The sequence below is a fragment of the Pseudomonas alcaligenes genome, from assembly GCF_041729615.1.
Taxonomy (GTDB): domain Bacteria; phylum Pseudomonadota; class Gammaproteobacteria; order Pseudomonadales; family Pseudomonadaceae; genus Aquipseudomonas; species Aquipseudomonas alcaligenes_B.
In genome coordinates this window covers 4,080,155-4,091,487 of record NZ_CP154874.1, presented here as the reverse complement: position 1 = coordinate 4,091,487, position 11,333 = coordinate 4,080,155, and the positions used below count along the sequence as shown (strand labels likewise).

The following is an 11,333-nucleotide window of genomic DNA, read 5'->3' as shown; positions in this document are numbered from 1 at the left end:
CTGAAATCTCCGTCTCCTACCTATATAGACGACAGCCTCAGGCCTGCATGATCCAGCCTTCGACTCCCATGGCCGCCTGGCGCAGCGCCTCGGAGCGGGTCGGGTGCGGATGACAGATCAGCGCCACGTCCTCGGAGGATGCGGCGAACTCCATAGCCACACAGTACTCGCCGATCATCTCGCTCACGCTCGGCCCCACCATGTGCACACCGAGAATCTCGTCGGTGCGCTCATCCGCCAGCACCTTCACGAAGCCCTCGGTCTCGTGGTTGATCTTGGCGCGGCTGTTGGCGGTAAAGGGAAACTTGCCGACCCGGTAGGCCCGCCCCTCCGCCTTGAGCTGCTCCTCGGTCCTGCCGACGCAGGCCACTTCGGGCCTGGTGTAGATGACATTGGGGATGACCCCATAGTTCACCTCGGCGGCCTTGCCGGCGATCTTCTCGACACAGGCGATCGCCTCGTCTTCCGCCTTGTGCGCTAGCATCAGTCCGGAGGTGACATCGCCTATCACCCAGATGCCCGGCACCGAGGTCTTGTGATGTTCGTTGGCCAACATGCCGCGCTTGTCGGTGGCGAGACCGACGCTCTCCAGCCCCAGACCCTGGGTGTAGGGGCGGCGGCCGATGGCCACCAGCACATAGTCGGCCTCAAGCACCTGGGCTGCACCACCGGCGGCCGGCTCGACGCTCAGCTCTACGCTCTCACCCTTGACCACCGCACCGGCCACCTTGCTGCCGAGCCGGAAGCTCATGCCTTGCTTGCTCAGCGCGCGCTGCAGGGTCTTGGCCGTCTCCTCATCCAGGCCGGGGCAGATACGATCCAGGTACTCGACCACCGTCACCTCACTGCCCAGGCGGCGCCAGACCGAGCCCAGCTCCAGCCCGATAACACCCGCACCGATCACCACCAGGTGCCTGGGGACCTCGGGCAACGACAGCGCCCCGGTGGAATCGAGGATGCGCCGGTTGTCGATGGTCACGCTCGGCAGCGGTGTCGGCTCGGAGCCGGTAGCGATCACTATGTCCTTGGCCTGCAGCTCGCTCAGGCTGCCATCGGCCATGGTGACCTGCACCCGCCCTGCCCCGGCCAGCTTGCCCCAGCCCTTGATCCAGTCGACCTTGTTCTTGCGGAAGAGGAACTCGATGCCCTTGGTCAGCGCGGCGACGCTCTCCTCCTTCTGCTTCATCATCTGCGCCAGGTTGAGCACGGGCTTGACCTCGATGCCGAGGCTGGCGAATTCCTTGCCGGCCGCCGCCTCATACAGCTCCGAAGCGTGCAGCAATGCCTTGGACGGCATGCAGCCGACATTCAGACAGGTGCCGCCGAGCGTCTCGCGCCCCTCCACACAGGCGACCTTGAGCCCCAGCTGCCCGGCGCGTATGGCGGCGTTGTAACCGCCGGGGCCGCCGCCGATTACCACCACATCGTATGCACTCATGAAGTACTCCTCTTCGAGTCAGCTATTGGCCGGCACGGGGGCTGCACCCGCCGCGCGGCTCAACAGGTGGAAGGCCGCGAAAGCCGCCGTGGCGAACAGGCCATGAAGAAGAACCATAGGCCAGGACGTACCGTCCTGCAGCTGGCCGAGCAGGACGCCAGCCAGGGTGGCGCCCGCCATCTGCGCGAAGCCCATGAAGCCTGCCGCTAGCCCGGCGCGGTGGGCGTTGGGGATGACCGCCCCGGCCACCGAAGCCGGCAGCACCATGCCGCCGCCCACGGTGACCAGCACCTGCGGTAGCGACAGGCCCAGTACCGAGAGGCCGAACAGGCCGTGTACCAGCAGCGTCAGCGCCGCGCCGCCGGCCACCAGGGCGACGCCGATGGCAACGATGCGCTGCGGGCCGAGCTGGAGAATCTTTCTCTGGGTGAACAGGGCGCCGGCGATCAGGCCGGAGACGATGGCGCCGAAGGTCAGGCCGTACTCCGCCGCGCTCATGCCGAGCAGCTTTATATAGGCGCTAGACGAGCCGGCGATCACACAGAACATCGCGCCATAGGTAAACGCCAGCGTCAGGGCGAAGGTGCGGACCGAGCGCCCGCGCAGCAGGTCCCGGTAATCACCGGCCAGCTTCAGCAGGCGCCCGGCCTGCGGGTCTGGATGCGCATTGCTCTCTCTATAGAGGAAGAGCACGGCCAGCAGGACCACCGCGCCGACGGACATGGCCGCCAGCACCGGCGCCTGCCAACCCCAGGCCAGGGTCAGCAGGCCGCCGAGCATGGGGGCGAGGGCGATGGAGGTGAGCATGCCGATCACGGTCAGCGCCAGGGCCGGACCGGCCTGGGCCTGCCACACGTCCCGGACCACCGCCCGCGCCAGCACCAGTGCCGAGCACGCGCCCAGCCCCTGCAGCGCGCGGGCGGCGATGAACTCGGCAAGATCACTGGCCAGCAGCATCCAGCCGGTCGCCAGCAGGTAGCCCAACAAGCCGGCGATCAACACCGGGCGGCGGCCGAGGCGGTCCGACAGCGGCCCCACCACCAGCTGCCCCAGACCGAAGGCGGCGACGAAGATCGACAGCGCGGCCAGGCTCGCTCCCGGCTTGCTTGCGAAGCCCTGCTCCAGCTCACCGAGTGCGGGAATCAACAGCTGGGTGGATATCTCGCCCAGTGCGGTCAGCGTCATGAGCATCAGCAGCAGCGTCTTGGACGGTTTCGGCATGGTCGTTCTCCGAGCTCGCGGCGCTTTCGAAGCGAAACCGCCATTTATATTTCGACCATAATATGAAATATTGAATTATGTCCATCATCAAAAGACGAGAGGAGCCCCTACCATGCAAGCCCAGACCCGCGAACAGACCCTGGCCATCAGGCAGGAGGCCGAGCGCGCCGCCCGCGCCCGGCTCGGCGAACCCGGCACCCTGTCGCTGAAGCAGGTCAGCGAACTGAGCGCCCAGGAATTCTTCGACCGCATCGGCAGCGGCGAGCTGCCTTGCCCGCCCTTCGGCCACCTGGTCGACTTCATCCCCCTGGAGTGGGAACCGGGTCGCTTCCTGTTCCAGGGCACGCCGGACGCCCGCCACTACAACCCGCTGGGCAGCGTGCACGGCGGCTACGCGGCGACCCTGCTCGACTCCTGCATGGGCTGCGCCGTGCACACCCGGCTGCAGCCGGGCCAGGGCTACACCACCATGGACCTGCGCATCAGCTATGTGCGGGCGATCACCAACAAGGTCGGCCCGCTCCGCGCCGAAGGCCGTATCGTCCACCTCGGCCGCTCCACCGCGCTGGCGGAGGGCCGCCTCTATGACGTGGACGACCGCCTGTATGCGGTCGGCTCCACCACCTGCATGATCCTCGACCTGCAAGGCTGACCGATGCGCGAGCCCGATGGCTTGCCAGCGGACTCGCTGCACCGCTCATCGCCGAACTGCCCCACAACCAATTAGATGACAACCAACATCTATACGATCGTTTGAATTACATCTATCATTTTTTGAAGGGCGGCGAATCCCGCCGCCCCAACCGATACAGGACCACAGCCATGACCTCCATCGTGATCGCCGGCTACGCCCGCTCCCCCTTCCACTTCGCCAAGAAAGGCGGCCTGATCAACCTGCGCCCTGACGACCTGGCGGCACAGGTATTGAAAGGGCTGGTCAACAAACTCGATCTCGACCCTGGCCAACTGGAGGACGTGATAATGGGCTGCGCCTACCCCGAGGCCGAACAGGGCATGAACATCGCCCGCATCGCCAGTTTCCGCGCCGGCTTCCCCGAGACCCTGGGCGGCGCCACGGTCAATCGCTTCTGTGGTTCGTCCATGACCTCGGTGCACTTCGCCGCCGGGCAGATCATGCTCGGCGCCGGCGAGGCCTTCCTCTGCGCTGGCGTGGAGTCCATGACCCGCGTCCCCATGGGCGGCTTCAACATCTCCCCCAACCCCAGCCTGATGAGCAGCTTCCCGCAGGTGTACATGGCCATGGGACATACCGCCGAGGAAGTGGCCAAGCGCTACGCCATCGGCCGCGAGGAGCAGGAAGCCATGGCCGTCGAGTCCCACGCCAAGGCCGTGCGCGCCCGCGAACTCGGCTACTTCAAGGATGAGATCCTCGCCGTGGAGACCCCGGACGGCGTGGTCAGCGAAGACGGCTGCATCCGCCCCGGCACCAACCTCGAGGCGCTGGCCCAGCTCAAGCCGGCCTTCGGCGGCAGCGTCACCGCAGCCACCTCCTCGCCACTCACCGACGGCAGCGCCGCCGTGCTGGTGTGTAGCGAAGAATTCGCCCATCGCCACCAGCTGGAGATCCTCGCCCGCATCAAGGCCGTCGCCGTCGGTGGCTGCGCCCCCGAGATCATGGGCATGGGCCCGGTGGTGGCGACCCGCAAGGTGTTGGAACGCGCCGGTCTGAGCATCGCCGATATCGATCTGGTAGAGATCAACGAGGCCTTCGCCAGCCAGTCCATCGCCTGCGTGCGCGAGCTGGGTCTGGACATGGAGCGGGTCAACCTGGACGGCGGCGCCCTCGCCCTCGGCCACCCGCTGGGCGCCACCGGCGCGCGCATCACCGGCAAGGCCGCCGCGCTGCTCAAGCGCACCGGCGGCCGCTACGCCATCGCCACCCAGTGCATCGCCGGCGGCCAGGGCGTGGCCACACTGCTCGAAGCCGTATAAGGCGCAGAGGGCGATCCGGGACGCCACGTCCCGGGTCGCTCTTTCATACGGCCACCCGCACCCGATTCGCTCCACAGCCCGACAGGCGCGCTGACATGCCACGCCCGTGCTGCGCGATCCCGATGTAAGATGAAGGTCAGCATTTCAATTCCTGCCTGGAACTGACCACCATGCGCTATTCCGAAGACCACAAAGCCAAGACCCACCAGCGCATCGTCGACGAGGCCGCCCTGCGCTTTCGCCGCGACGGCGTGCTGGCCACCGGACTGCAGCCGCTGATGAAGGCCCTGGGCCTGACCCACGGCGGCTTCTATGCCCACTTCAAGTCCAAGGACGACCTGGTCGAGCAGGCCCTGCAGCAGAGCGCCAACCAGCTCTCCGAAGGCCTCAAGGAGCTTGAGCAGGACCCGCAGCCACTGCAGGGGCTGATCAAGCGCTACCTCTCCGCCGCCCACTGCAAGTCGCCCGGCGCCGGCTGCCCGCTGCCGACCATGTCCGCCGAGCTGGGCCAACGCGGCCAGCCCAGCCCGGTCACCGACCAGATCGTACGCGACCGCCTGGCGCTGATCGCCAGCCATCTCTCTGGCGACGACGCGCAGAAGCAGAGCGCACTGATCCTCTCGGCCATGGTCGGCGCCCTGGTACTGTCGCGCAGCGTCACCGACCCCGAGCTGGCGGAACTGCTGCGCGCCGGTACCCGTGACCTGCTGCTGGAGCAGACGGCGGGCTGAGCCCGACAGCGGAGCGGTTGTACCGACGCATAAAAAAGCCCCCGAGTTCTCGGGGGCTTATTCTTTCCGGCCTCAGCGCTTGTAGCGCGGCGCCGCGTGATTGCGCGACAGGTTCGGGCCCAGCGCGCCGCGGGCGGCGACGAAAGCCTTCCAATCGGCGGCATCCGGCAGCGACGGGATAGTGACCAGCTCGCCCTGGTCGAAGCCGGCCAGCGCCGCATCGACCATCTCGCCCACCTCCATGATCATCTCCGGCGGCAACTTGCTGCCGTCCATGCCGCTGCGCTCCCAGATCTCGGTGCGGGTCACGCCTGGCAGCACGGCCTGCACCTGTACCCCCTTGCCGGCCAGTTCGCTGCCGAGGGTCTGGGTCAGGCTCAGTACGTAAGCCTTGGACGCGCTGTACACGGCGTTGAACATCTCAGGCGCCAGTGCAACCACCGAGGCGATATTGATGATGGCGCCGCGACCACGGGCGGTGAATTGGGCGGCAGCCACCGAGGCCAGACGGGTCAGCGCCACCACATTGAGCTGGATCAGACTCTCCGCCAGATCCAGATCCGCCTCGGCCAGGGTGCCATGGGTGGCGATACCGGCATTGTTCACCAGCAGGCTGATCTCGGCATCGGCGCGCAGCCTGTCCTCGACGGCCAGCACGTCGGCCTTTTGCGTCAAGTCGGCCTTGAGCACCTCGACCTTGACCCCATGCTGCTGGGCCAGACGCCCGGCCATCTCCTCCAGGCGCGCCAGATCACGTGCCACCAGCAGCAGGTCATGGCCACGCCGAGCCAGACGCTCGGCATAGGTGGCGCCGATACCCGCGGATGCGCCGGTAATCAGCGCCTTGCCTTGTTTGCTCATGGTGATTCTCCCGAAACGAGTTGGATGACGACCGACATATTATATGACACCCACAATCAAACAACCCCCTTCCTCTCTATGGCATCCATAGAGAGATGAACAAAGGGAGAGTCAATGCAGGTATAGCCGGATTCCGGCGCGCGCCAGCAACGAAAGGACCCAAGCCCGCCCAGGCTTGGGCTGAATCGATCTATGCCGCCGCGCGCTCCGCGGCCGCATCCTCGAAGCGATCGACCCGACGCAGGCTGCGGAAACCCGCCATCCAGGCGCCCACTACACCCAGCGTGCACAGGCTGCCCAGCAGCGCCGCCGGCACCGCACCGAACCAGGCGGCGCTGCTGCCGGCACGAAATTCGCCAAGCTCGTTGGAGGAGCCGATGAACAGCATGTTCACCGCGTTGACCCGGCCGCGCATGGCGTCCGGGGTAGAGAACTGGATCAGCGAGGAGCGAATGTACATGCTCACCATGTCCGCGCCGCCCGCCACCAGCAATGCGGCAAACGACAGCCAGAACAGGCTGGACAGCGAGAACACCAGGTTGGCCACGCCGAACACCGCCACCGCAACGAACATGCTCAGCCCCACATGCCGGTTGAACGGCCGCAGGCTGAGGTAGAAGCCCACCAGCACCTCGCCGATGGCCATGGCGCTACGCAGGATGCCCAGTCCGGTGGGCCCCACCTGCAGCACCTCATGGGCATAGATCGGCAACAGCGCCACCACCCCGCCGAGCAGCACGGCGAACAGATCCAGCGAAATGGTGCCGAGGATGATCGGCCGCGAACGGATAAAGCGGATGCCCGCGGTGAAGCGCTGCCAGGCCGTAGTCTCCAGCGGCCGACTGTCCTCGCGGTAGCGCACCTGCACGGCTGTCAGCATCAGCACGCCGGCGGCGAAGCACAACAGGCACACCGCATAGGTCAGCTCGCCCCCACCCAGCGCATAGAGACCGCCGCCCAGCACCGGCCCGGAAATGGTCGAGGCGCGCACTATCATACTGTTGGCCGCGATGGCTGCCGCCAGCCGCTCGCGCGGCACGATCTGCGGCAACAGACTGGACAGCGCAGGCCCGGTGAAGGCCCGCGCACAACCATAGAACACCAAGACCATATAGAAAGCACCGACCGGCCCCTGCTTCGCCGAAAGCCCGAGCAGCGCCGCCGCGCACAGCGCCTCCACGCCCCAGCTCAGCCCCAGAATCCACTTGCGGTCGAAGCGATCGATCAGATCACCGGCCGGCAACAGCAGAAACAGCATCGGCAGGAACTGCGCCAACCCCACATAAGCCAGCGACATCGGATCGCGCGTCAGCTCGTAAACCTGCCACGCCACCACCACCGCCATGATTTGCACGGCGAACATCGCCAGCACCCGCGCGGTGAGAAAAGGCAGGAAGCCCGGCTGACGATAAACAGAAAGTTCGGCGGACACGGCGCAAGTCCCGAAGCGGATAACGAGGGGCGCACTCTAGCGGAGGCAAAGCTGGCCGGGCAAACAGCTTTGCTTTCCGGCAAACTGCCAGCGATCACCTGGCCACGCTCGCCAGGCAACAGGTAGAGTTCACCTCACGACCAGGCTGTTCAGGGACGACCAATGACCGCCAGCAGTAACTTCAGCTTCCTCAAGGAACACGATCCCCTGTTCCTGCAGCTCGCCAGCACCGCCGAGCAGGTCTTCGCCGCCGACCCCAACACCACCCTGATCAAACTGCGCCAGCTTGGCGAAGCCCTGGCCCAGGATCTGGCCAGTCGCGCTGGCATCGAGTTCGACCAGCAGACCTCCCAGGCCGACCTGCTCTACAAGCTCGGTCGTGAAATCCAGCTGGACCGCAGCATCAGCAGCCTGTTCCACACCCTGCGCATCGAAGGCAACAAGGCCACCCACCAGTTCCGCACCCAGCACCGCGAAGCCCTCGACGGCCTCAAGGTCGCCCGTGCCCTCTGCGTCTGGTATCACCAGGCTCTCGGCAAGGCCGGCAGCAACTTCAAGCCCGGCCCCTTCGTGATGCCCAGCGACCCCAGCGCGCCGCTGCGCGAGCTGCAGGGCGAGATCGAACAGCTCAAGGCACAGCTGCACGAGTCCAGCCAGCAGGTGGAAAGCAATCAGCAGCTTACGGCGCTGCTCAAACGCGAGGCCGAGGAATACGCCGTGCTCGCCGAGCAAATGGATGCCGAGTCGCGCCGTTACAAAGAACAGGCCGCCGCCCATGAAGCCGCGCTCGCCCAGTTGCGCGCCGAACACGAGCGCAGCCTCAAAGCCCTGCAACAGGAGCTGGAGGCCAAACCCCAGGCCACTCAGCAGGTACTGCATAAGACGCAGCAGGCCAGCAGCCATTTCGACCTGTCGGAAGACCTCACCCGCATCATCATCGACCAGCAGCTGCTCGAAGCCGGCTGGGAGGCCGACTCCCTCGACCTCACCCACGCCAAGGGCGCGCGCCCGGAAAAGGACAAGAACAAAGCCATCGCCGAATGGCCCACCAGCAGCCCCAAGGCCTGTGCTGACTATGTACTGTTCGCCGGCCTCACGCCAATCGCCATCGTCGAAGCCAAGCGCAAGCGCATCAACATCAGCGCCTGCATCCCCCAGGCCCAGCGCTATGCCCGCGACTACCCGCTGAGCGGCGAACAGCAGCCCGCCTGGCAACTGGCCGGGCTCAGCCTGCCCTGGGCCGATGGCCAGGGCGGCCACTTCCGCGTGCCCTTCGCCTTCGCCTGCAACGGCCGCCCCTTTATCAAGCAGCTGGCCGAACAGTCCGGCACCTGGTTCCGCGACCTGCGCAGCCCGGCCAACACCGGCCGCCCGCTGCCCAGCTTCCACACCCCGGACGGCCTGCTCGACCTGCTCAAGCGCAGCCGCGAAGACGCCGAAGCCAAACTCAAAAGCGAAGGCTTCGCCTACCTCAAGCTGCGCCCCTATCAGGAAAAGGCCATTCAGGCCGTCGAACAGGCCCTGGCCAACAACCAGCGCGACTGCCTGCTGGCCATGGCCACCGGCACCGGCAAGACCCGCACCATCATCGGCCTTCTCTACCGCTTCCTGAAGGCCGAGCGCTTCAAGCGCATTCTCTTCCTGGTCGACCGCAGCGCCCTCGGCCAGCAGGCCGTGGAAGCCTTCCACGACATGACGCTGGAACAGAACCAGACCCTGGCGCAGATCTACGACATCAAGGAGCTCGGCGACATGGCCGCCGAGGCCGCCACCCGCGTGCAGGTGGCCACCGTGCAGTCCATGGTTCGCCGCGTGTTCCAGTCCGATAACCCACTGCCCATCGACGAGTTCGACTGCATCATCGTCGACGAAGCGCACCGCGGTTACACCCTCGACCAGGACATGAGCGAAGGCGAACTGGCCCTGCGCGACACCGCCCAGTACCTCTCGCAATACCGCCGCGTGCTGGACTACTTCGACGCCTGCAAGATCGGCCTCACCGCCACCCCCGCGCGGCACACCAGCGAAATCTTCGGCAAGCCGGTATTCACCTACAGCTACCGCGAGGCCGTGGCCGACGACTGGCTGATCGACCACGAACCGCCGATCCGCTACGTCACCCGCCTGGCCGCCGAGGGCATCCACTTCGCCAAGGGCGAGACGGTCAGCGTGCTCGACACCCAGACCGGCGAAGTGGAAAGCGCCGAGCTGGAAGACGAACTCGACTTCAACATCGAATCGTTCAACCGCAGCGTGATCACCGAGGCCTTCGACCAGGTGATCTGCAACGAGCTGGCCAAGGAGCTCGACCCCTTCGGCGAAGAGAAGACCATGATCTTCTGCGTCAACCAGAAGCACGCCGAACGCATCAAGCGCCTGCTCGACGACGCCTTCGCCGCCCACTACGAAGAGCAGTACAACGAAGCCGCCGTGCGCATCATCACCGGGCAGAGCGACAAGGTCGATCAGCTCATCCGCCTGTACAAGAACGAGCGCTTCCCCAACATCGCCATCACCGTCGACCTGCTCACCACCGGCATCGACGTGCCACGCATCTGCAACCTGGTATTCATGCGCCGGGTACGCTCGCGCATCCTCTACGAACAGATGAAGGGCCGCGCCACCCGCCGCTGCGACGACATCGGCAAGACCGTGTTCCGCATCTACGACCCCGTCGATCTCTATGCCGCGCTGGAAGCGGTCGACACCATGCAGCCGCTGGTGAAGAATCCCAATGTGCCGCTGGAGCAGCTGCTCAGCGAACTGGCCAACCCCGCCAGCCTGGAAGCACCCGGCAGCCGCGAGGGTGCCAGCCACGCCGACGACGTGCTCGACCAGCTCGGCCAGCGCGTCATGCGTATCCTGCGCAAGGCCCAGCACAAGGCCGAGAGCAAGCCCACGCTCAAGCAGAAACTCGACGAACTGCAGGACGCCTGGGGCGTGCCGCCGGCCGAACTGCACAAGCATCTGCACGAGCTCGGCCCGCAACAGGCCGCACACTTCGTCCGCAGCCACAGCCGCCTGCTGCAGCAGCTCGACAGCGTCAAAGCCCTGCTCGCCTCGGAAAACTACCCGGTGATCGCCACCCACAGCGACGAACTCAAGGTGCGCGAGCAGAACTACGGGCAGAACCAGAAGCCCGCCGACTACCTGGAAAGCTTCCACGACTTCATCCACAACCAGCTCAACCAGTCCGCCGCACTGGCCGTGGTGGTCAACCGCCCGCGCGACCTCACCCGCGAACAGCTGCGCGAAGTGCGCCTGCTGCTGGACAACGCCGGCTTCAGCGAAGCCAGCCTGAAAAGCGCCTGGCGCAACGCCACCAACCAGGAAATCGCCGCCAGCATCATCGGTTACATCCGCCAGGCCGCCATCGGCGAAGCGCTATTGCCCTTCGAGCAGCGCGTACAGCAGGCCATGCAGCATATCTACGGCCTGCACGGCTGGACGCCACAACAGCGCAAATGGCTCGACCGCCTGGCCAAGCAACTGGTGCACGAGGTGGTGCTCGACAGCACCCAGCTCAACAATGCCTTCCGCGAGCACGGCGGCCTGCGGCTGCTCGACAAACATCTGGATGGCAACCTCGCCAGCGTGCTGCAGGCGCTGAACGACAACCTCTGGCCACAAGTCAGCTAGCCGGTGAGCCGAATAACCCGCATAATCGGCTCACTCAATGAGCCGAATACATTCTCTA

The 11,333-nt window shown here is 65.9% G+C and carries 8 protein-coding genes; 4 read left to right on the top strand and 4 right to left on the bottom strand.

The window, feature by feature from the left end; genetic code table 11:
* Window positions 1-37: 37 nt before the first annotated feature.
* Window positions 38-1,438, bottom strand: coding sequence for a dihydrolipoyl dehydrogenase (lpdA, locus tag AAG092_RS19835; protein ID WP_373388007.1), 1,401 nt, complete (start codon window positions 1,436-1,438; stop codon window positions 38-40).
* 18 nt (window positions 1,439-1,456) lie between these two features.
* Window positions 1,457-2,659 carry an MFS transporter gene (locus AAG092_RS19830; protein ID WP_373388006.1) on the bottom strand — a complete coding sequence of 401 codons (1,203 nt, stop codon included), beginning with the start codon at window positions 2,657-2,659 and terminating at the stop codon, window positions 1,457-1,459.
* Window positions 2,660-2,771: 112 nt separating this feature from the next.
* On the opposite strand from AAG092_RS19830, the gene AAG092_RS19825 reads away from it, so the two are divergent.
* The 3 genes from AAG092_RS19825 (at window position 2,772) to AAG092_RS19815 (ending at window position 5,343) form a co-directional block, all read left to right on the top strand.
* Window positions 2,772-3,311, top strand: a complete 540-nt coding sequence (locus tag AAG092_RS19825) for a PaaI family thioesterase (protein ID WP_373388005.1) — start codon at window positions 2,772-2,774, stop codon at window positions 3,309-3,311.
* 170 nt (window positions 3,312-3,481) lie between these two features.
* Entirely contained in the window at window positions 3,482-4,612 is a 1,131-nt protein-coding gene (locus AAG092_RS19820) for an acetyl-CoA C-acyltransferase (RefSeq protein ID WP_373388004.1), read from the top strand.
* A 170-nt stretch (window positions 4,613-4,782) separates the two neighbouring features.
* Entirely contained in the window at window positions 4,783-5,343 is a 561-nt protein-coding gene (locus AAG092_RS19815) for a TetR/AcrR family transcriptional regulator (protein ID WP_110684050.1), read from the top strand.
* 72 nt (window positions 5,344-5,415) lie between these two features.
* On the opposite strand, the gene AAG092_RS19810 is transcribed toward AAG092_RS19815, so the two are convergent.
* Window positions 5,416-6,204, bottom strand: a complete 789-nt coding sequence (locus AAG092_RS19810) for an SDR family NAD(P)-dependent oxidoreductase (protein ID WP_373388003.1) — start codon at window positions 6,202-6,204, stop codon at window positions 5,416-5,418.
* Window positions 6,205-6,394: 190 nt separating this feature from the next.
* Window positions 6,395-7,636, bottom strand: a complete 1,242-nt coding sequence (locus tag AAG092_RS19805; RefSeq protein ID WP_373388002.1) for an MFS transporter — start codon at window positions 7,634-7,636, stop codon at window positions 6,395-6,397.
* Between the two features lie 162 nt (window positions 7,637-7,798).
* Here AAG092_RS19805 and hsdR point away from each other — a divergent pair, with 162 nt between their 5' ends.
* Window positions 7,799-11,275, top strand: coding sequence for a type I restriction-modification system endonuclease (gene hsdR, locus AAG092_RS19800; RefSeq protein ID WP_373388001.1), 3,477 nt, complete (start codon window positions 7,799-7,801; stop codon window positions 11,273-11,275).
* The last annotated feature ends 58 nt before the right edge of the window (window positions 11,276-11,333 follow it).

Excerpts from the sequence above, each read along its gene's own strand:
- lpdA (WP_373388007.1), bottom strand. The coding sequence starts at position 1,438 with ATGAGTGCATACGATGTGGTGGTAATCGGCGGCGGCCCCGGCGGTTAC.
- AAG092_RS19830 (WP_373388006.1), bottom strand. The coding sequence starts at position 2,659 with ATGCCGAAACCGTCCAAGACGCTGCTGCTGATGCTCATGACGCTGACC.
- AAG092_RS19825 (WP_373388005.1), top strand. The coding sequence starts at position 2,772 with ATGCAAGCCCAGACCCGCGAACAGACCCTGGCCATCAGGCAGGAGGCC.
- AAG092_RS19820 (WP_373388004.1), top strand. The coding sequence starts at position 3,482 with ATGACCTCCATCGTGATCGCCGGCTACGCCCGCTCCCCCTTCCACTTC.
- AAG092_RS19815 (WP_110684050.1), top strand. The coding sequence starts at position 4,783 with ATGCGCTATTCCGAAGACCACAAAGCCAAGACCCACCAGCGCATCGTC.
- AAG092_RS19810 (WP_373388003.1), bottom strand. The coding sequence starts at position 6,204 with ATGAGCAAACAAGGCAAGGCGCTGATTACCGGCGCATCCGCGGGTATC.
- hsdR (WP_373388001.1), top strand. The coding sequence starts at position 7,799 with ATGACCGCCAGCAGTAACTTCAGCTTCCTCAAGGAACACGATCCCCTG.